Genomic DNA, 19,953 nt, shown 5'->3' with positions numbered 1-19,953 from the left:
ACGACAAAAAGTTAATTAACGACGACAAAAAGAGATTCCATATGCTGAACCTTGTCCGTTTCCGCCCCATTGCATCTGCCAGTGCTGCTGCATTGTTGCTGGCATCATCTGCTGTGATGGCGATGTCGCAACCGCCGCAGTCGCTGAACAGCGAGATTGTATTTACCAACAGCACGCTGGAAACCCTGCAGGTCAGTCTGCAGGGGGATGCCAACGCTGAACTGGTCAGTGCTGAAGTACCGCCGCTGGCAACCCGTACCCTGGCCCGTCTGATCCGTGATGCCGCAACTGACAGCAGTCTGGTGCTGAACCTGAGCTCCGATGCTGATCAGTTTGTATTGCAGCAAAATACTACCGGTCTGAACGTCAGCTTTGCCGCCAGCGGTAATGGCTGGAATCTGGCTGGCCAGAGTGATGACAGTATTCACCGTCAGGCCGCGACTATTGAAGGCCGCGCCGCCACGCTGGCGGTTAAAGGCGAAAGTCTGAGTGATGGTGGCATTATCCGTTATGTGCTGCAGGAGCAGGATAATAAGCCTGCCGCACGAGCCCCTGGTGATTTCAGCCTGCTCAGCTACAACATCTGGGCGACCACAATTTTCGGTTCGAAGAAAGTTTCCACCCGCCTGACGCAAATGCCGCAGGTGATGGCTGACTACGATGCGCTGGTACTGACCGAAGTGTTTGATCTGGCAGAAAGCAATGCGCTGCTGGATGAGTTGCGTGCTGAGTATCCGTATCAGACCGGTGATATTTTTAAACTCGGTAAGGTGCTGGGTTCCGGTACCCGTATTCTGTCGCGCTGGCCAATCGTGCTGGAAGATTCACACGCCTACAGCGATTGTGATGGTATTCAGTGTGCGGCTACGCGTGGGGTGATTTATGCGAAGTTGAACAAGCAGGGCAAAACGTATCACCTGTTCGCCACCCATACCCAGTCGTCCGATGACGATGCCAACCGCAACGCCCGTCTGGCCCAGTTGCAGGAAATGGGGGATTACATCCGCAGCCTGAACCTGCCTGCCGATGAGCCGGTGCTGATGGCCGGTGACTTTAACGTTAATAAAATCGGCCTGCCTCAGGATCGTGATTATCTCGAAGCTGTGCTGAATGCCCGTGAGCCGCAGAATACCGGCCACACGCTGAGTTTTGATTCCAACACCAACCACTGGGCGGAAGCACCGTATCTGGAATATCTGGATTACACACTGGTCAGCAATGTTAACCAGCCGGCAGTGAGTGCCACGCAGGAAATTATTGCGCCGCGTTCGCTGCAGGATAACCTCTGGGGCGAATGGGATTTATCGGATCACTATGCCGCCCGTGGCCTGTTCCGCTTTGACGACAGCAATGTCGTCCGCAGCGCATTTCCTTATGCCGGTGACGTTGTGCATTTGCAGACTGCGAATGGCCACTTCCTGCGTGCAATGAGCGGCGGTGGCAGCTTTGTCTCGGCGGGTTCATCGCAGGTTGGAACCTGGGAAAGCTTTATTATGGCCAGCCTGGCTGAGGGTAAGGTGGCTCTGCAGGCGCGCAATGGCGGTTATGTTGGTCTGGATTCTTACCTGCTGGGCACACTGACTACCGGGCACAGTAAAGACAGTGCAGCAGCACAGTTTGAACTGGTAAACCTCGGTAATGACCGCGTGGCCCTGAAAGCGGATAACGGCAAATATCTGCGTGCTGATTTTGGCGGTGGTGCCGGTGCCAGTGCTGGTTCCGCCGATATTGGTGCTAATCAGACCTTTGTGCTGATTCGCCCATAAAGCGGAGTCTTTAGCAGATATAAAAAACGGAGCAGCAGCTCCACTACTGTCCCACAGCTTGGAGTGACATCGTCACTCCAAGCTACAGTATTCATCAACGACTGTTTTTCAATCTGAAACGCCTTTCCGGGGCAAGCCCCTGGCCCCCTGCAAGGAGAGGTATCTCCTTACAATCCTCTCTTTTCGGCGCGTCCGGCTTCTTCCAGCCAACGGCAATGATTATGCGGCACGCAAAACAATTCGCCCCGGAACGACATTTTAAAACAACAGCAATTTGTATCGTTCCGGGGCAGGGTTTTGCTCTGAAGGCCGCAGAATCATCTGGTTGTCTGGCGCCGCACGATCGCCGGTGACAGCAACCCGCTCAGCCGTATTTCATAGGAAACCGTGTTTGAGACATGATATTTAAAAGAATGCGTTTGATTTGAAAAACGACATCGCGGTGACGGTTTTCTGCGCCTCTGGGGCCGCCGCAGAAACCGCTGATATGTCTGGCCTGTCCGCAGGGATGCGGACAAGCGGCTCCGGCCATGGATGGCCGATGAGGCGCGCGGCCAGTAGATATCAAGGTTTCAAGGAATACGGCCCAGAAAGCGCGAAGCTGGGGTCGGCCCGCCGGCAAGGGGATAAGTTCCCCTGGGAGGCAGCAGGCCTTGATGTTAAAAAATGCTGTTTTTGCTAGCTACGGTGCTGATTAAAAACTGTGGGACAGCAGCTCCGTTTTTTTATGGTTGTCGTTTAGCGTTAACGTTTAAACGGCAGCAGGCTGCGTGCCTGTTGCTCATAAATAATAACCTGAGCTTCTTCTTCCTGCGCAAAGTGCGCAACGGCCTGCTGGAATTCCGGCTGCATTAGCTGGTGATAACTGAAGGTGCTGACCGGCGTAAATCCACGGCTGATTTTATGTTCTCCCTGGGTGCCCGGATCAAAGCGCTGCAGATTATTTTTTATGCAGAATTCAATGCCCTGATAATAACAGGCCTCAAAATGCAGACCGTCGATATCCTGCTGACAACCCCAGTAGCGACCGTAGAGCGTCGTGTCATCAAAAAAATACAGGGCAGAGGCCAGAAGCTGGCCGTCTTTTTCGGCCTGTACCAGTAACATTTGTCGGGATAAATGCTGGCGGCATAACTGAAAAAACGTTTCGTTCAGATAGCCCTGAGAGCGCCGGCGCCAATAGGTTAATTGATAGCACTGATAAAAAAAGTGTATGTCGGCGGCGCTGATATTATCGGCGGTTTTTTGCACAATATTGATGCTCATGTCCTGCAGGCGCTGGCGTTCTTTACGCACATTTTTGCGTTTGCGGCTGGCAAAGGACTGCAGGTAATGATCAAAACTTATATAGCCCTGATTAAACCAGTGAAACTGGCAGCCGCGCCGGCGTACCGGTGGCATTGCCTGTGTGGTTGCGGACTTACAAAGTGTATCCAGCAGCACTTTGTCGCCGGGAGCGATAAAGTTAAGGTGCCAGCCGGATAACTGCTGCGCTGAACAAAATGCCTGTACCGCCTGTAATGCATCCTGCCAGGCTTTCTGTACTTGTATGTCTGACGTAGCGTTATGCAACAGCCGGGGGCCACTTGCCGGAGTAAAAGGAGCGGCCCATAACAGCTTGGGATAATATTCCAGCGCATAGCGCTGATAGGCTTCGGCCCAGCTCCAGTCAAATACATATTCGCCGTAACTGTGCGTTTTGCGGTAGCAGGGAATGATTATTTCGGCCTCACCCTGAGTATCAAAGCGCACCAGATACTGTACCTGCCAGCCGCTGTCGTGTTCATGGTCTTCGTTGTTGTTGCCGCTGCTGCCGGAGCCAATGCAGCCACTGTGTTCGAGAGCAGCGAGAAAGCGGTAACCAAGAAAGGGATAATCCCCCGCGCTGTTGCGCTGCAGTTTTTGCCACTGAGTTTCAGGGATGGCGCTAATGCTGGTGATCAGGTGGAAATCCTTCATTCAGAGCGATCCGTAGTCTTTGTGGGTTGCATATCAGTATCTGCGGCAGAATATTTGTCAGCTTATCTGTGAAAGCAGTGACCTTGCGCAGTCTCAGGCCTATCATAATGACTGGAATAACTACTGCGGAGGGAATTATGTTCCGTCTTGATGAACGACTGCAATCGGATACCACGCTGATCGGCCGCCTGCCACTGAGCCAGGTGCTGCTGATGAACGACAGCCGTTACCCATGGGTGATTCTGGTACCGGCCCGTAACGATGTGTTTGAAATTTATCATCTGTCTGAAGAAGACCGGATGCAGCTGGCCAAAGAATCCAGCTGGGTGCTGGAAAAAATGGCCGATCATTTTTCTGCCAAATCCATGAACGTCGCCGCGCTGGGTAATGTGGTTGCTCAGTTGCATGTACACCATATAGCCCGTTTCGCTGATGACCCTGCCTGGCCGGGCCCTGTCTGGGGACACAGTCCGGCGGTGCCGTACAGTGCAGCAGCCCTGGAGGAGCGTGTGCATGAGCTGAAAAGTTTATTTTCCAGTCATTTTGTTGAAGACCTGCACGCTGAGGATGACGAAGAAAACAACGTCTATTGGTAATGTCTGAGCCGGAGAAACTATATGATTGTGTTACGCCGTTTTATGAATAACCCGCTCAGAAATTTTAATTATCTGATCGCCTGTGCAGAAACCCGTCAGGCCATTGCCCTTGATCCTCTGGATGGCGAAGGCATGGTGCAATTAGCCGCTGAACAGGGGTTGGATATCCGGCTGATTATTAATACCCACGAGCACCATGATCATATTGACGGCAATCCGGCGGTGCAGGCTGCAACCGGTGCGCCCATCTGGGCGCATAAAAATGCGCTGGGAAAAATCCCTAATCAGGCGCATGGTCTGGATGCCGGTGATGTGATTGAACTGGGTACGTTACGGTTTAATGTGTTGTTTACGCCCGGTCATACACCGGTACATTTATGCCTGCTGGCACCGGTGTCGGAGCACGAACCTGTGCCGGTGTTATTTTCCGGCGATACCTTATTTAATGCCTGCGCCGGTAATTGTTATAACGGCGGTAATGTCGACACTATGTACGATACTTTTGTGTCGCAGCTGCTGCCATTGCCGGATGAAACTTTGCTTTATCCGGGGCACGATTATATGAAAAATAATCTGGCTTTTGCCCTCGACCGGGAACCGGGAAATGCGATGGCAGGTTACTGGGCTGATCAGGTGTCAGCCTTTTCTCCGGACGATATGCCGGTGATGACGCTGGGGCAGGAACGTGAATATAACCCGTTTTTACGTCTGCACGAGCCGCGTATCCGTGAGCGTTTGAAAGAAGAGCACTTTCCGCAGCTGGGTGACAGTGATCGCGATGTATTCCGGGCGCTGCGCAGCCTGCGTGATCAGTGGTAAATAGCGCACTCAGCTCTGGTCAGAGCAATGTGCGGATGCTGTCCGCAACTCCTTCACCCCAGCGGGCGTAGCCTTCAGCGTTGGGGTGATAACCATCTTCTGCCATCCATTGTGGCTGCAGCGGCAAGCTGATCGCCGCATGATGCCAGCCCTGCTTACTGCATAAGTGTCTTATTTGTTTATCCAGTTGCCAGGCGCGCAAACCAAGAAAGCGGTTCAGTGGGGCAGGCAGCGCAGGGAAATCCTGCATCGGCGGCACCTGAGTAAATACAACCTGAGTTCCTGCCGGCAGGTGGGCTGTTTCATGCTGAATAATACGGCGCAGCTGGCGTCGCCATTGGTGGGCAGCAGTCAGACCTGTGGTGTCATTCACGCCCAGGGTAATCAGCAACAGTGCTTTCTGATATGGCGCTTGCTCCGGGGCTTTATCTTCTTCTGCAATGATGTCTTTTAACTGCGCTGCGCGGATGCCGCTTTGTGCAATCGCCTGCCATTGCACCGCTAATTGTTCACTGGCCAGTGCCCGGGCAATACAGGCGGTGAGGCCATTGCTGATGCTGCTGATACCCACACCGGCGACGGTGCTTTCGCCAATATGACGCAGCAGCAGACTGTGCGCTGGCTGTTGTAATTTAGGTTCAGTGCCAGAGCGCAGCCCGCTGGCTTCAGGCAGGCGCAGGGTATCGCGTTTAACGGTTTTTCCCTGATAAATAATCCAGGGCAATACCGGCAGCAACGGCAGATACAGCAGATAGCTGAGCAGTAACGTCAGTCGTGATGTCATGGTGCGCTTTCCAGCAGGCGGCGAATACGTTGTTGCAGGGCAGGAATTGCCTCCTGCTCAAACCAGGGGTGTTTTTTCAGCCACAGCTGATTACGTGGTGAAGGATGCGGCAGGGCAAAAAAATCGTGGGGAAAGTCCCGCCAGTGCGCAACGCGTTCGCTCAGGTTGCGATAATCATCGTTTAAATAGTAGTTCTGTGCATATTGCCCGATTAACAGCGTCAGGCGGATATTGGGCATGGCTGCCAGTAACTGCGCATGCCAATGCGGTGCACACTCCGGGCGCGGTGGTAAATCTCCGTTTTTACCTTTTCCCGGGTAGCAGAATCCCATCGGCATAATGGCGACTTTGCTGTCGTCATAAAACACATCATTGCTGATGCCCAGCCACTGCCGCAGTCGCTGGCCGCTGGCGTCGTCCCAGGGTATTCCACTGGCGTGAACTTTGGTTCCGGGTGCCTGGCCAATAATCAGCAGACGCGATGTTGCCGCCGCGCGGACAACCGGGCGTGGCCCAAGTGGCAGGTCAGCAACACAGCGGGTGCAATGTTCAATCTCGTTGAGCAGTGGAATTAACTCAGACATGTTCAGCGGCCAATGGCAGGTATCTGTGCATGGTGGCGTGTTCCGGAGCCAAAATCAAAAAACAGACCGGTGAAGTTCCGGGCAAAAAAAAGCGGCCGGTGTAAACACCGGCCGCTTAACGATGTGCCGGCTGCCCGGAAGCGCACCAGCCATTGCTGCATGGGCAATGGATTACATCGCCATGTCTTTCAGTTTCTTCAGTGGCAGAACTTTAACCTTGGTGCTCGCAGGCTTAGCTGCAACATCCATGGTTTCACCCGGACGGAATGGGTTCGGCACATTTTTGCGGGCTTTTTGCGCAGGTTTTTTGATGGTCTTGATTTTCAGCAGGCCTGGCAGAATGAATTCACCAACGGCACGCTTTTTCACGTGACGTTCGATCAGAACGGTCAGTTCTTCCAGTACAGCGTTAACGTCTTTACGGGCCAGACCAGTCGTTTCTGCGATTTCGTTCAGCAGTTGGGTCTTGCTGTATTTTTCAGCAATAGCAGTGGTCTTACGTGCTGCCGGTGCGGCTGCCTTGGCAGCAGGTGCTTTGGCTACGGCTTTTTTAGCCGCAGGCGCTTTAGCGACGGCTTTCTTTGCAGGTGCTTTGGCTACGGCTTTTTTAGCCGCTGGTGCTTTGGCAGGGGCTTTGGCAACCGCTTTTTTCGCAGGAGCTTTCGCCGCCGGAGATTTTCTTGCAGCCATGGTCTGATCCTTTTGGTTTTGTTGTTCCGGGTTCGGGCTTCTCCGTGGCAGGCTGACGTTGAGATGCTGCATATTATCGGAGAGGCCAGAGAATTCTTATGTAAAAAAAAGGGCGAGGCAAGCACCTGAGCCCTGTTTTTTCGGGGTTTTTCGTCACAAAACGTGATTTGCGACTATCTGATACGGTTTTTTGCGGAAATTCACCGGTCTTTTATGCCAGCTTTTTCAGTACCCAACCGAATATGCCACTGTAGCGCACCGGGAACCAGCGTTGAATACGGTCCATCAGACGGGCGTCAGCACCGATCAGAATACGGCGTTTTTGTTGTTTTACCCCGCTGAGAATCACATCAGCGGCTTGTGCAGGGGTTGTGCGTGCCATCTTTTCAAACTCTGCAATCTGGGTGGCGTGGTCTTTCTCGCCAGCCAGAGAAGTTTTCATGCGGCCATTGCGGACGATGTTGGTTTTAATGCCGCCGGGATGTACGGTGGTGACAAAGACGTTGGTATCGGCCAGTTCCTGACGCAGGGATTCGGTAAAGCCGCGCACGGCAAATTTGGTCGCGTTGTAGGCGGCCTGGGTTGGCAGGGCAATGATGCCAAAAATACTGGAAATATTAATAATGGCGGCCTCTGGTCGGCTCTGCAGGTGCGGCAGGAAGGCTTTGGTGCCGTAGACCACGCCCCAGAAGTTAATATTTACAATCCACTCCATGTCGTCGTAACTCATATTAGCGACGGTTTCTGATAAGGCGACACCGGCATTATTGATCACAGCATCAACCTGACCATGGTCGGCGACCACCTGTGCGGCATAGGCTTCGAATGCATCGCGGTCGGCAACGTTCAGGGGGCAGAGGGTTACTTTGCCGTGGCCGCTCAGTAATGAGCGGGTTTCTTCCAGGCCTTTCATATTGACGTCGGACAGTGCCAGGTGGGCACCTTCGCGGCTCAGCTGCTGGGACAGTGCCCGGCCAATGCCGGAAGCTGCGCCGGTGATGACAACAACTTTATTGGAAAATGACTGCATGGGTTTGCTCCGCTGATGTTCTGCTGAAGTGAGGGATGCTCACGGCTGTTATTGTTTTAGGCTGTGCAGACTACCTGAGTGAGGAGGGGGCTCAAGGTGGATTTGTGACGATCCGCAGGGCTTTTTGCCATAACCGGCAGTGCCTTTGCTGCAGGTTGGGCCTGAGGTTGCAGGAATCCGGCTGCTGAGGTATCGGATCGCCGTTAAAATCCGTTATACTGCCCGCCTTTTATTTCCGGCCCGCCTTCTATTTACGGCCTGTCGGCAACTTCATTGACGATTCAGATGCAGGACCAAGCGATGCGCACACATTATTGTGGTGATATCAACGAAACCTTGATCGACCAAACCGTAACCTTCTGTGGCTGGGTGCATCGTCGCCGCGACCACGGGGGCGTGATTTTCCTCGACATCCGTGACCGTGAAGGTCTGGTGCAGGTGGTGTTTGACCCTGACACTGTGGATGCTTTCAATGCCGCTGACAGCGTACGCTCTGAGTTTGTTGTACAGATCAGTGGTCGCGTGCGTGGCCGCCCGGAAGGCACCACCAATGCCAATATGAAAACCGGTCTGATCGAAGTTCTGGGTAAAGAAATCACCATCCTGAACAAGGCCGCAACACCACCGTTCCCGCTTGATGGTTACAGCGATGTGGGTGAAGAGATTCGTCTGAAGTATCGCTTTATGGATATGCGTCGTCCGGAAATGCAGGACAAACTGCGCTTCCGTTCAAAGGTGACTTCGCATGCCCGCCGTTATCTGGAAGAGCAGGGTTTTCTCGATATTGAAACCCCGATCCTGACCCGCGCAACGCCGGAAGGTGCGCGTGATTATCTGGTGCCAAGCCGTACCCATGAAGGTTCTTTCTTCGCACTGCCACAGTCGCCACAGCTGTTTAAGCAGCTGCTGATGGTTGCCGGTTTTGACCGTTACTACCAGATTGCCAAGTGTTTCCGTGACGAAGATCTGCGTGCTGACCGCCAGCCGGAATTTACCCAGATCGACGTTGAGGCTTCGTTTATTAACGAAGACGACATCATGGGTATCGCCCAGGGCATGATCAAAGAAATCTTCCAGAAAGAACTGAATGTTGATCTGGGCGACTTCCCGCGTATGCCATATTCCGAAGCGATGAACCGTTACGGTTCTGACAAGCCGGATATGCGTATTCCGATGGAAATCGTTGACGTTGCTGAATTCCTGCAGGATATCGAATTTAAAGTCTTTGCTGCTCCGGCCAAAGATCCGAAAGGCCGTGTTGCTGCACTGAAAGTACCGGGCGGCGCTGAGCTTTCCCGTAAGCAGATTGACGATTACACCAAGTACGTTGGTATTTACGGTGCCAAAGGTCTGGCCTGGATTAAAGTCAACGAAATCGAAAAAGGTGTTGAAGGCCTGCAGTCGCCGATCATCAAGTTTATCGGCGACGATAACACCATGAAGATCATGGCCAAGCTGGACGCGAAGAACGGCGATATCGTTTTCTTCGGTGCTGATAAAGCCAAGATCGTGAACGAAGCGCTGGGCGCCCTGCGTTGCAAGGTTGCTGCCGATCTGAACATGTACACCTCTGAGTGGGCGGCATTGTGGGTTGTTGATTTCCCGATGTTCGAAGAGAACGACGATGGCTCTGTAACTGCACTGCACCATCCGTTCACCGCACCAAGCTGTTCTCCGGAAGAGCTGGAAAAAGACCCGCTGAACGCGCTGTCCCGTGCTTACGATATGGTTCTGAACGGCTGTGAGCTGGGCGGTGGTTCTATCCGCATTCACGACCAGAGCATGCAGCAGAGCGTTTTCCGCGCGCTGGGCATTTCTGAAGAAGAGCAGCGTGAAAAATTCGGCTTCCTGCTGGATGCCCTGAAGTTTGGTGCACCACCACACGGTGGTCTGGCTTTCGGTCTGGATCGTCTGATCATGCTGATGACCGGCGCCAGCTCTATTCGTGAAGTGATTGCCTTCCCGAAAACCCAGTCAGCTGCTTGTGTGATGACTCAGGCTCCGGGTGCGGTTAATAACACCCAGCTGCGTGAGCTGCACATTAAACTGCGTGAAAAGCCAAAAGCTGCGGAATAATTCCGGCAGACTGATGGGTAAAAAAACGGGAGCGCAGGCTCCCGTTTTTTATGCTGCAAGGATATTCATATGGATAAGAAAATAAGTGCCAACCCGGCGTTGCTGTCGTTGTCGGAAGTTGCCAGTGATGCACATTTGCGGATTCAGCAGGATTTCGCTGATATTAATCCGGTGATCGGGGTCATGCAGGGTATGCGCAGGATGGGGATTCCGGCCGACGTGATGAGTATTGATTGCTTACAGACGCGTAAACGAATTCTTATTGTGTTGCATGATGAACACCCGGGGCTGATTCAATATCAATATACCTTTATTGATCAGGACCCGGGAGATGACTATCAGGCGGTAAAAAATACCGACTTTAACGCAGATGTGTTGTATCACTGGATCAGTGAATACTTTATGAAATGAGATTTCTGAGCACACCCTCTGTCGTACAATTAAGCGTAAGAGGGCGGTCGTTCAGTACATTCCTGCTTCACCGGCCGGGCGCTTTTTAAAGCGTTTATGTACCCAGAAGTACTGAGCCGGATAGTGGAGAATGGCTTTTTCCAGCTCCCTGTTCCAGGCTTCGCAGTCTTGTTGCGCATCGTTACCAAAGCCTTCCAGTTCATCACTGAATTCGTATTCGAAGTTACCATCGGCAAGACGGTGCATACGCATAAATACCACGGCGGCGCCGCTTTCTTGCACGATCCAGGTAGGCGTTGACAGGTTCGCGGCCTGAACGCCGAAAAAGGGAGCAAATAAATCAGACTTGCTGAAGTTCTGATCGCAACCGTACCAGGCCATGCCGCCGTCTTTCAGAAACTGAACCATGTCTTTCAGTTCGTATTTGGTAAAACCATGCACATGATGGCGGTGGCGTCCGTTGACAATCATACGGTTAATAACCGGATTGTCATGGGGGCGGTACATATAGCCGAGGGGGTAATCCCGTGCGACCCGGTCGGCGAAAATAGCCAGAATAAAATCGACGGCGGCGAAGTGGCCACCCATGATCAGTACGCCATTTCCTTTGGCGTGGGCGTTAAACAATTTATCCAGACCAATAACCTTTGCTTTGGCCGAATAACCGGACATGTCCCGCCACCAGGGGTGGGAGGCTTCCAGTGCACCTTTGGTCATTTCCACCATGTTTTCTTCAATCAGTGTTTCTATTTCTGCAGGGGATTTATCCGGAAAGCAGACACTCAGATTACGGCGGCTTATGCGCGTACGGCTTTTCATTCTTTTGCTCAGCACGCGGCCGAGGCGGGCGCCCATTGCATGTTTGGTTTTAACCGGTAGCCAGGCCAGTGACCACATCAGCAGAACGATAATCCAGGCACTCCAGTATCTGGGTTTCAGCAGGGCGGGTGTAAGAGGAATCAGAGCAGATTTAATCATGTAGCGGTTGTTTTGACGGGTAAAAAAGCGGGATTTTAAATCATTCGTAACCTGTTGCTCCATATTAATTCCGGATTTGTTTCCGGGTGAAGGGCTGTATATAAATACCGAAAAAATTTTATGGATAATATCGTAAGGCCTCCCGCAGAGCGGTACGGAAGAAGGGCGATAATGCCGTGGGAGCATTGTTAAAACAAAAGCCGGCAATTACAGGAATTGCCGGCTCGCCTGATCGTGGTTCAGGGCTGAGGAGCTGAACTGCTACAAATGTTCAGCCTTCTGTCTGGCTAATACGGAAAGCTGTTCATCTTTTTTCAGCCATATTTCCGTTACCCATTGCTGGATTTCCAGGCGTAAGGCATCGTCATTCTGATAATCGCCTTTGCTGAAATGCGCAGGAATCGGCAGCTCTTCAATCTGTACCACGGCATGTTTAAAGCGCCCACACATCATGTCCCAGAAGCTTGGAATACCTTGCGGATAATAAATGGTGACATTAGTCAGGGCGCTGAATTTATCCCCCAGTGCCTGAATAGCAAAGGCCAGACCGCCGGCCTTGGGTCTCAGCAGGTGTTTAAAGGGAGATTGCTGGTCACGGTGCTTGGCAACGGTAAAGCGTGTACCTTCGAGGAAATTCATCACACTGGTCGGTGTCAGCGAGAATTTTTCGCAGGCTTTTTGAGTTTCTTTTAAATCATCCCCTGCTTTTTCCGGATGCTTGGCCAGAAACTGTTTGGAATAGCGGCGCATAAAAGGAAAATCGAGAGCCCACCAGGCCTGACCAACAATAGGTACATAAGCCAGTTCTTTTTTAATAAAGAATTTCAGCAGCGGGACTTTGCCGTGATAAATCTGATACAGCACAAAAATATCCACCCAGCTCTGGTGGTTGGCGCTGAGCAGGTACCAGTCTTTTTTACCCTGGCGTGACAGGCCGCGGATATCCCATTGCACGCGGTGAACATGATTGAGCCACCACAGAATGCCGGCCAGCCAGAGGCTGGCGATGGCAGTAATAACAGGATTTGCCAGTTGTTGTGCCTGACGTGCTGGCAGGATGATGCGCAGCAGGATAAAGGCATAAAGAAATACACCAAGAAAAACGGTATGAATCAACAGCGCAAGCGAGCTGATGATACCTGCACAGGTAGTCAGGAAAGTGGGTTTTCCGGCGGAATGTAGTTCAGCTTTGCTCACGTTAGAGTCCGTATCCGGTGGGCGGTTAAGGGTGGTGGCTAATGTTAGATAAAGTGGCGGAGCGCGGCAATCCTATGTTGCGCTGAGGCTGTGTTGCATGCAGGACAATCTGTTGCGCGCTGCCTGTGTTGCTGTGTCAGAAGGAATCTGGGCTTTGGTCATCAATAATCCGGGCTGGAGATTGCTCAGTAAATATCTGGCTCTGTCCGTTACTGTGCGGAAAATAAGCAAGATTGATGATAACGCGCTCATAAAGCCAGTAAATAGCGTCCGGCTCTTCGACCCGGTAACGCTGTTGATAGCGGTATTGCAGCCAGCCATCCTGTAATTGCCATTGAACATAGTCACCGCTGCTGTGGCGCAGACAAATGGCACCATCCTGTTGCTGATAAAACAGAACCCGGTCCAGTTGCCAGCCCTGACTACCGACTTTTTTCAGGCGGAAACGACCATCGGGATAGCGCGAAGACTGGCGGTCGTCGCCATGAATGTCGAGGCGTAATTGCTGGCCATTACCGAGTGGAATATGCGGGAGTTGTTGTATGGATGCGATCGCGCTGCGTTCAGGCTGGCTGTGTCTGAGTGATGCGTAGGGTTCACCGCGCTGCGATTTTTCCCATTGCTGACAATGAATCTGAACCAGATATGCACCCATAATATTGTCCGTTGGCCCGGCAGGCCTGATAAGCAGCGAATGATTGAGCGCATATTAACAGAAAGTTTGGCGGGGACAGAAAGTATGGCGGGGTTGGAGGGGCGACAAAGGCGAGGACAAACCGGGCCATAAGGCCCGGTGTGGTTTGTATTATTGGCTGGTTACCGTTGCGGCAGGCTGAGGGTTTTTCAGGGGTTTGTAGGCCAGCTTGCCATGCATGGTGCGGGCATTTTCCAGTGGCAGGTTGTAGTCGAAACTGAACAGGTCGCAGCTGCTGCAATAAGTTTCGCCTTCCATCTGGCTGCCACTCATGCCAATCACCGTGTCGAAGACAAAGTCATTAGGGTAGTACTGGCCGAGGTTGTGGCGCAGGGCTGCGGTTTTATCAGAATTTTGCTGCTGATAAGCCTTTGATAACCAGATCAGGGTCGGAGACTCGACCATGTCGAAGGAGAAGTTGGCACTGGAGTGGCCGACGCCGCGCTCAATGTCTTCGGAATGATCGGCAAAGTACAGCAGGCCGCCAATGCCATCATTGCCCAGAGCACTCTGCAGATCGTCGATCAGGGTGCTGACAACATGGTCGTTGTACAGAATGCTGTTGTCATAGCACTCACGGGAGTGGCCGAGTCCGCCTTTGAATATGTGCGAGTACAGGGCATCCAACGGAGCAACTTCGTAGCGTTTGTATTCTTCCGGGTAACGCTCACAGTAATCGGTGTGGTTGCCCATCAGGTGAACAAATATCACCTGATTTTTACCCGCATCGCGTTGCGCCAGAATATCTTTATAGAGTGGCAAAAGAACGCCGTCCGGCTGATGATTTTTGTGCGACATACTGTGAAATTCAATATCGAAGGTCAGCTGTACATCCTGCGCTTCTTTGGCAATCAGACCGAGGATCATGTCATAGCTGTTGGACAGTGGCTGGTTACCCAGCCAGTGAGTCACAAAGCCAGCTTCGTTCATCAGTTCAACAATGCCCAGTGACTGGGTGTAGTGTTTATCATTTTTCTGATTGGCTGCGGTCAGGGCGTGGGACAGGGCTGCCATCGTACCGGGATAATTAGAGAAAGAATTATCGGCAATAAACAGGTTGCCCTCATCTTTCAGGCGCTGCAGGTTAGGGGTGGTGTCCAGCTCATAGCCGTAGACACCCATATGGTGTTTGTTCAGGGATTCACCGACAACAACCACATAGATCTCTCCCTGGCCTTCCTTGCTGATGCGGTAGTCTTTCTTGATATTGCGCTGGCTGAATTGCGCCATGCGCTCTTTGGTTGTGGTCATTTCTTTCTGATAGCTGACGTAAACATCCACCGGGTAGGTAAATAAGCCCTTTTCCAGCGGTGCCAGAGCAATCATCAGTATGCCCAGCAGAACATAGGTTGTGGCAGTTTTTATCGGCAGGGTTTTACGATCATTGCCAACATTGTGTTTAACGATCCAGACAAGGATGGCAACGGCCAGCAGCAGTGGTATTACTGACATTACGGATGTGAAGCTGGCGAGATATTCACTGGCTTCTGCACTGGTCGTCTGGAATACGGCAATAAAGCTGTCTTTGTTCATTGCACCGCCCACGACCTGATAGTGCAGCAGGTAGGCAAGGGGGCCCAGCAATGGCAGGGCAATCAGCAGAAAGCCAAGAAAACGGCCGGCAAGAGTGCGCATGGGCAGAGCCATAAACAGGCTGGTTGCGATAGCGAAGACCAAAAGGTCGGTAACCGCACCGTAAGGGTAGATTTTGCCAACGGAGATAATCGCAAGAATGACGCTGACAATTGCGAATGCGAGCATCAGACGGCTGACGCGGGGCTGGTTAAGAGCGGTGCCGCGTTTGATCAGTTGTGTCCATATGTAGACCGTCAGACCAACAAAAAGGAGTTTTACCGGAATTAAAGGAAATAAAGCTGACATGGTGCCCCTTTGGATTGGAAGTGTTGTCCGTAACGGGTATTGGAGCGCGGAATGTAATGAAAATGTCACCGGATTGCAAAGAAATGATCGTTCGCTTTTCTGGCTTAATAATGTGTCCGGGATTCAGCACCGGTTCAGTGACCAGCAGAGCTTGCCGCGCAGAGGGGCGGCCATAAAAAACCCGGCGGTTGCCGGGTTTTTCAGTGATTAACCGCTCGGGTTAATTACTTGTCTGACACGATAACAGCGGTCGCTGCTTTTCTGGTGTACTCGTCCATCTTGTCGAAGTTCAGGTACTTGTAGATATCGGCCGACATGCTGTCCAGCTTGTTGGCGTATTCCATGTATTCTGCGGTGGTTGGCAGTTTACCCAGAATCGCACCTACAGCAGCCAGTTCCGCAGAGGTCAGGTACACGTTGGCACCATCCCCCAGACGGTTCGGGAAGTTACGGGTAGAGGTAGACAGTACGGTAGTGTTCGGAGCCACACGTGCCTGGTTACCCATACACAGAGAACAGCCTGGCATTTCGGTACGTACACCGGAAGTGCCATAGATGTTGAAGTAACCTTCTTCCATCAGCTGAGCTTCGTCCATCTTGGTTGGCGGAGACATCCACATACGGGTGCTCAGACCACCTTTGTGCTGGGACAGCAGCTTACCCGCGGCGCGGAAGTGACCAATGTTGGTCATACAGGAACCGATGAAGACTTCATCCACTTTGTCGCCGGCCACTTCGGACAGGAACCTGGCATCGTCCGGGTCGTTCGGGCAGCACACGATAGGCTCTTTGATATCAGCCAGATCAATTTCGATCACGTGGGCGTATTCCGCATCTTTGTCAGCACGCATCAGAGCTGGGTTCGCCAGCCAGGCTTCCATGGCTTTCGCACGACGTTCCAGAGTACGGGCGTCGCCGTAGCCTTCAGCGATCATCCAGCGCAGCATCACGATGTTGGAACGCAGGTATTCAGCCACCGATTCTTCCGACAGGTTGATGGTACAACCGGCGGCAGAACGCTCAGCAGAGGCATCAGACAGTTCGAACGCCTGTTCAACCGTCAGGTTTTCCAGACCTTCGATCTCCAGAATACGGCCGGAGAATTCGTTGATCTTACCTTTCTTCTCAACGGTCAGGATGCCTTGCTTGATACCGTACAGCGGAATGGCGTGAACCAGATCGCGCAGGGTGATACCCGGCTGCATCTGGCCTTTGAAGCGCACCAGAACAGACTCAGGCATATCCAGTGGCATAACACCGGTCGCTGCGGCGAACGCAACCAGACCAGAACCCGCCGGGAAGGAAATACCCATAGGGAAACGGGTGTGAGAGTCACCACCGGTACCGACCGTGTCAGGCAGCAGCATGCGGTTCAGCCAGGAGTGGATGATACCGTCGCCAGGACGCAGAGCCACACCACCGCGGGTCTGGATAAAGTCAGGCATGGTGTGCTGCATTTCGACGTCAATCGGCTTCGGATAAGCGGCCGTGTGACAGAACGACTGCATCACCAGATCCGCCTGAAAGCCCAGACACGCCAGGTCTTTCAGTTCGTCACGGGTCATAGGCCCCGTGGTGTCCTGAGAGCCTACCGTCGTCATCTTAGGTTCGCAGTAAGTGCCCGGACGTACGCCCTGGCCTTCTTCCAGACCACAAGCCTTACCCACCATTTTCTGCGCCAGAGTGAAGCCTTTGGTGCCTGCTTCAGGGTCAACCGGCAGACGGAAAGTGTCGGTTGCGCCCAGGTTCAGAGCAGCACGGGCCTTAGTGGTCAGGCCACGACCGATGATCAGCGGGATACGGCCGCCAGCCTGAACTTCGTCCAGGATGACATCGGATTTGAATTCGAATTCGGAGATAACGTCGCCGGCTTCGTTCAGGATTTTGCCTTCGTATGGGCGGATATCGATCACATCACCCATGTTCATGTTGTCGACCGGGGCTTCGAATACCAGAGCACCGGCATCTTCCATGGTGTTGAAGAAGATTGGGGCCACTTTAGAACCGATACACACACCGCCACCGCGCTTGTTCGGCACGCCCGGAATGTCGTCACCGAAGAACCACAGTACCGAGTTAGTGGCCGACTTACGCGAAGAACCGGTACCCACAACGTCACCCACGAAGGCAACCGGCAGACCTTTGGCGCTGATTTCTGCAATCTGCTTCATCGGGCCGGTTACGCCGTGCTCTTCCGGTGTCAGACCGTCACGGGTCATCTTATAAGCAGCGCGGGCGTGCAGCGGGATATCAGGACGGGACCAGGCATCCGGAGCCGGAGACAGATCGTCGGTGTTGGTTTCGCCGGTGACTTTAAACACCGTCATTTTGATGGATTCAGCAACCTTGTTGCGCTTGGTGAACCATTCAGCGTTGGCCCAGGATTCCATCAGTTCTTTGGCAACGGCATTGCCGGCGTTCATTTTGTCCTGAACGTCGTTGAACGCATCAAACATCAGCAGGGTGTGCTTCAGTTCTTTAGCGGCCAGCGGAGCCAGTTGAGCGTTGTCCAGCAGCTCAACCAGCGTGGCGATGTTGTAGCCACCCTGCATCATACCCAGCAGCTGAATCGCCTTTTCTTTGGATACCAGCGGAGAAGTTGCTTCATCTTTGATGATGGCCGTCAGGAAGGCGGCTTTTACGTAGGCGGCTTCGTCAACACCGGGTGGGATGCGGTTTTCCAGCAGATCAACCAGAACGGTTTCTTCGCCAACCGGTGGGTTTTTCAGCAGCTCAACCAGAGCAGCAGTCTGCTCAGCGTTCAGTGGCTTGGGCGGAATATTCAATTCAGCACGTTCAGCGACGTGTGCGCGATAAGCTTCTAACACAGCGGTATCCTCATCGTTAACAAGTTAGATTCTGCACGGTCCGTTCATTCATCGGGGTGAATGATAGCTCCTTGCTCTGATTCTAACAGTACAGCCGGGTTCAATGCCCAGAGACAAACGTCGATATGTGAACAGTCAAACGTCGATAATGCGCAGAGTAACGGTAGGCAGAAAGCGGTCTGCAGCGCCTTGAGAATGGCCGCTCATCACCGGCCTTAGGAGCGGGTTTGCCCGCGACAAACTTGTTGGAATTCACAGCTCGTAGGGGCGGGCTGTGCCTGCGAACACGGTTGTTAGCATTCCCTGGCCGTAGGATCGGGCCATGCCCGATAAGGTTATTGGCATCCGCCGTTGGTAGGAGCGGGCCATGCCCGCGATGCTGTGACACCTTGATACGAACCCTAATCAGTACTTTATACTTAGACCGCAAAAATAAGTTTTCTGTTATTAATAGCGACAAGCAGTCTGCGCACAGTCCCGGAGTGACAGGTTTACCAGGCGAGAGCTTTACAGACGCAAAAAAACCGAATTAACCTCGTGCGTGTTTTTCTGGAGTGTTTTTAAGGATCATGTGGTATTTACGAGTAAGATCAACTGGTTGAGAAAGAAGCTTCGGAAAAGTTTGCCGGAGTTAATGTGCGTGCACACTAATAAACTGTTATATGCAGGAATGATAGATGGAATTGGCGAAATTCGAGAAAAATGGGTATGAATTGGATGACGGAGAAATGCTACATGCTGAAGCTCCAGAAACCTTCTATATCCCTGAAATAAATGTAAGAAATAATCTAAGTGTTGGCGATTGCGTAAAGTTAGTATTCCGAATGGATCAGCCAAAGTTAGATGATATTTCAGTTGAGCGTATGTGGGTAGAAATTACTGATGTAAAAGAAGGCTTTTATATTGGTTTCCTGGATAATGATCCAGTAGGTGAAGTTACGATAAAATGTAATGACACTGTAGTCTTTCAACCAAAGCATATCATAGCAATTTACGAATAAGCGTATAACAAGCGCCTGCAACCTGACCTCCGGCCACTGTAACTTTTTTTGTCAAATTCCGGCCAAAAAAGCGCCATTAGCCTCCGGTAGTTGAGGCGGGCGTTATGTGTTTCTGAGGATCTTATGAATAAGCCTTTCCAAAGAGTTGGTTCGGAATCGAATGCGCATGTCGGAAGGTATTTCGAGGCTGCTGCCCGCGAGTTCTTCAGAAATATGGGGTTGGATTTAACTCCAGATCTTAAGGTATCAGTGGGGGTTGATGGCAAGGAAAAGCTGCACGCATTCGACTTGGGGTGTGAGAAACAAAAAGTAATTGTAGAGTGCAAGTCTCACCGGTGGACTGCGGGTGGCAATGTTCCCAGTGCTAAATTGACGGTTTGGAACGAGGCAATGTACTATTTTTTGGCTTCACCTCTGAGCTATCGAAAAATAATGTTCGTTCTTCGAGATTACTCTGAAAAACGAAAAGAGACCTTAGCAGAATACTATCTTCGTACGTATTCACATTTGGTTCCATCCGGTGTTGAATTTTGGGAGTACAATGAAGAAGAAAAAATCGCGGTGCGTGTCAATACATGATAAGGCCAATCAACGCGATGTATTTTTTGTTACGCCTGTGGTTCCACAAAGAATATGAACTTGCCCCGTTTTAACGGACA

At 52.1% G+C, this 19,953-nt stretch carries 17 protein-coding genes; 7 read left to right on the top strand and 10 right to left on the bottom strand.

Annotated features, from left to right (window positions below):
* The first annotated feature begins 41 nt into the window (after positions 1 to 41).
* Positions 42 to 1,766 (top strand): endonuclease/exonuclease/phosphatase family protein, encoded by a 1,725-nt coding sequence (locus MT343_RS10545; RefSeq protein WP_145468377.1) that lies wholly within the window; start codon positions 42 to 44, stop codon positions 1,764 to 1,766.
* Positions 1,767 to 2,510: 744 nt separating this feature from the next.
* Here the strand turns inward: MT343_RS10545 and MT343_RS10540 are convergent.
* Positions 2,511 to 3,725 (bottom strand): GNAT family N-acetyltransferase, encoded by a 1,215-nt coding sequence (locus MT343_RS10540; RefSeq protein WP_145468379.1) that lies wholly within the window; start codon positions 3,723 to 3,725, stop codon positions 2,511 to 2,513.
* A 137-nt stretch (positions 3,726 to 3,862) separates the two neighbouring features.
* Between MT343_RS10540 and MT343_RS10535 the strand changes: the two genes are divergently transcribed.
* The gene (locus MT343_RS10535; protein ID WP_145468381.1) at positions 3,863 to 4,321 is read left to right on the top strand and encodes an HIT domain-containing protein; all 459 of its coding nucleotides are present in this window, start codon (positions 3,863 to 3,865) and stop codon (positions 4,319 to 4,321) included.
* A gap of 21 nt (positions 4,322 to 4,342) precedes the next feature.
* Positions 4,343 to 5,140: a hydroxyacylglutathione hydrolase gene (locus MT343_RS10530; RefSeq protein WP_145468383.1), complete on the top strand. Its 798-nt coding sequence runs from the start codon at positions 4,343 to 4,345 to the stop codon at positions 5,138 to 5,140.
* A 19-nt stretch (positions 5,141 to 5,159) separates the two neighbouring features.
* Here MT343_RS10530 and MT343_RS10525 read toward each other — a convergent pair whose 3' ends face one another.
* From MT343_RS10525 to MT343_RS10510, 4 genes are all read right to left on the bottom strand, one after another.
* Positions 5,160 to 5,924 (bottom strand): SGNH/GDSL hydrolase family protein, encoded by a 765-nt coding sequence (locus MT343_RS10525; RefSeq protein ID WP_145468386.1) that lies wholly within the window; start codon positions 5,922 to 5,924, stop codon positions 5,160 to 5,162.
* Positions 5,921 to 6,508 (bottom strand): uracil-DNA glycosylase family protein, encoded by a 588-nt coding sequence (locus MT343_RS10520; protein ID WP_145468388.1) that lies wholly within the window; start codon positions 6,506 to 6,508, stop codon positions 5,921 to 5,923. Before MT343_RS10520 ends, MT343_RS10525 begins: the two co-directional genes overlap by 4 nt.
* Positions 6,509 to 6,679: 171 nt before the next feature.
* Positions 6,680 to 7,198 (bottom strand): HU family DNA-binding protein, encoded by a 519-nt coding sequence (locus MT343_RS10515; RefSeq protein WP_145468390.1) that lies wholly within the window; start codon positions 7,196 to 7,198, stop codon positions 6,680 to 6,682.
* 211 nt (positions 7,199 to 7,409) lie between these two features.
* A complete protein-coding gene (locus MT343_RS10510) occupies positions 7,410 to 8,228 on the bottom strand; it encodes an SDR family NAD(P)-dependent oxidoreductase (protein WP_145468392.1) in 819 nt (272 codons plus the stop codon).
* A gap of 300 nt (positions 8,229 to 8,528) precedes the next feature.
* Here MT343_RS10510 and aspS point away from each other — a divergent pair, with 300 nt between their 5' ends.
* Both aspS and MT343_RS10500 read left to right on the top strand, forming a co-directional pair.
* Positions 8,529 to 10,304: an aspartate--tRNA ligase gene (aspS, locus tag MT343_RS10505; protein ID WP_145468394.1), complete on the top strand. Its 1,776-nt coding sequence runs from the start codon at positions 8,529 to 8,531 to the stop codon at positions 10,302 to 10,304.
* A 69-nt stretch (positions 10,305 to 10,373) separates the two neighbouring features.
* Complete coding sequence (locus MT343_RS10500) at positions 10,374 to 10,715, top strand: hypothetical protein (protein ID WP_145468396.1); 342 nt, start codon at positions 10,374 to 10,376, stop codon at positions 10,713 to 10,715.
* Positions 10,716 to 10,766: 51 nt separating this feature from the next.
* Here the strand turns inward: MT343_RS10500 and MT343_RS10495 are convergent, their stop codons facing one another.
* The 5 genes from MT343_RS10495 to acnB all read right to left on the bottom strand — a co-directional run bounded on the left by MT343_RS10495 (position 10,767) and on the right by acnB (position 18,293).
* The gene (locus MT343_RS10495) at positions 10,767 to 11,756 is read right to left on the bottom strand and encodes a lysophospholipid acyltransferase family protein (protein WP_186435858.1); all 990 of its coding nucleotides are present in this window, start codon (positions 11,754 to 11,756) and stop codon (positions 10,767 to 10,769) included.
* A gap of 198 nt (positions 11,757 to 11,954) precedes the next feature.
* Positions 11,955 to 12,890 carry an acyltransferase gene (locus MT343_RS10490; protein ID WP_145468400.1) on the bottom strand — a complete coding sequence of 312 codons (936 nt, stop codon included), beginning with the start codon at positions 12,888 to 12,890 and terminating at the stop codon, positions 11,955 to 11,957.
* Positions 12,891 to 13,026: 136 nt separating this feature from the next.
* Positions 13,027 to 13,545, bottom strand: coding sequence for a hypothetical protein (locus MT343_RS10485; RefSeq protein WP_145468402.1), 519 nt, complete (start codon positions 13,543 to 13,545; stop codon positions 13,027 to 13,029).
* 150 nt (positions 13,546 to 13,695) lie between these two features.
* Complete coding sequence (locus MT343_RS10480; protein ID WP_145468404.1) at positions 13,696 to 15,465, bottom strand: phosphoethanolamine transferase; 1,770 nt, start codon at positions 15,463 to 15,465, stop codon at positions 13,696 to 13,698.
* A 224-nt stretch (positions 15,466 to 15,689) separates the two neighbouring features.
* Positions 15,690 to 18,293 carry a bifunctional aconitate hydratase 2/2-methylisocitrate dehydratase gene (gene acnB, locus MT343_RS10475; RefSeq protein WP_145468406.1) on the bottom strand — a complete coding sequence of 868 codons (2,604 nt, stop codon included), beginning with the start codon at positions 18,291 to 18,293 and terminating at the stop codon, positions 15,690 to 15,692.
* A 677-nt stretch (positions 18,294 to 18,970) separates the two neighbouring features.
* On the opposite strand from acnB, the gene MT343_RS10470 reads away from it, so the two are divergent.
* The gene (locus MT343_RS10470; RefSeq protein WP_145468408.1) at positions 18,971 to 19,294 is read left to right on the top strand and encodes a DUF2314 domain-containing protein; all 324 of its coding nucleotides are present in this window, start codon (positions 18,971 to 18,973) and stop codon (positions 19,292 to 19,294) included.
* 123 nt (positions 19,295 to 19,417) lie between these two features.
* A complete protein-coding gene (locus MT343_RS10465) occupies positions 19,418 to 19,873 on the top strand; it encodes a hypothetical protein (RefSeq protein ID WP_145468410.1) in 456 nt (151 codons plus the stop codon).
* The last annotated feature ends 80 nt before the right edge of the window (positions 19,874 to 19,953 follow it).

The organism is Venatorbacter sp. C2-1 (genome assembly GCF_022832715.1).
Taxonomy (GTDB): Bacteria; Pseudomonadota; Gammaproteobacteria; order Pseudomonadales; family Oceanobacteraceae; genus Venatoribacter; species Venatoribacter alkanivorans.
This window is presented reverse-complemented; position numbering and strand designations above follow the sequence as displayed.

Coding starts and splice junctions, on each gene's coding strand:
- MT343_RS10545 (WP_145468377.1), top strand. CDS start 42: ATGCTGAACCTTGTCCGTTTCCGCCCCATTGCATCTGCCAGTGCTGCT.
- MT343_RS10540 (WP_145468379.1), bottom strand. CDS start 3,725: ATGAAGGATTTCCACCTGATCACCAGCATTAGCGCCATCCCTGAAACT.
- MT343_RS10535 (WP_145468381.1), top strand. CDS start 3,863: ATGTTCCGTCTTGATGAACGACTGCAATCGGATACCACGCTGATCGGC.
- MT343_RS10530 (WP_145468383.1), top strand. CDS start 4,343: ATGATTGTGTTACGCCGTTTTATGAATAACCCGCTCAGAAATTTTAAT.
- MT343_RS10525 (WP_145468386.1), bottom strand. CDS start 5,924: ATGACATCACGACTGACGTTACTGCTCAGCTATCTGCTGTATCTGCCG.
- MT343_RS10520 (WP_145468388.1), bottom strand. CDS start 6,508: ATGTCTGAGTTAATTCCACTGCTCAACGAGATTGAACATTGCACCCGC.
- MT343_RS10515 (WP_145468390.1), bottom strand. CDS start 7,198: ATGGCTGCAAGAAAATCTCCGGCGGCGAAAGCTCCTGCGAAAAAAGCG.
- MT343_RS10510 (WP_145468392.1), bottom strand. CDS start 8,228: ATGCAGTCATTTTCCAATAAAGTTGTTGTCATCACCGGCGCAGCTTCC.
- aspS (WP_145468394.1), top strand. CDS start 8,529: ATGCGCACACATTATTGTGGTGATATCAACGAAACCTTGATCGACCAA.
- MT343_RS10500 (WP_145468396.1), top strand. CDS start 10,374: ATGGATAAGAAAATAAGTGCCAACCCGGCGTTGCTGTCGTTGTCGGAA.
- MT343_RS10495 (WP_186435858.1), bottom strand. CDS start 11,756: ATGGAGCAACAGGTTACGAATGATTTAAAATCCCGCTTTTTTACCCGT.
- MT343_RS10485 (WP_145468402.1), bottom strand. CDS start 13,545: ATGGGTGCATATCTGGTTCAGATTCATTGTCAGCAATGGGAAAAATCG.
- MT343_RS10480 (WP_145468404.1), bottom strand. CDS start 15,465: ATGTCAGCTTTATTTCCTTTAATTCCGGTAAAACTCCTTTTTGTTGGT.
- MT343_RS10470 (WP_145468408.1), top strand. CDS start 18,971: ATGGAATTGGCGAAATTCGAGAAAAATGGGTATGAATTGGATGACGGA.
- MT343_RS10465 (WP_145468410.1), top strand. CDS start 19,418: ATGAATAAGCCTTTCCAAAGAGTTGGTTCGGAATCGAATGCGCATGTC.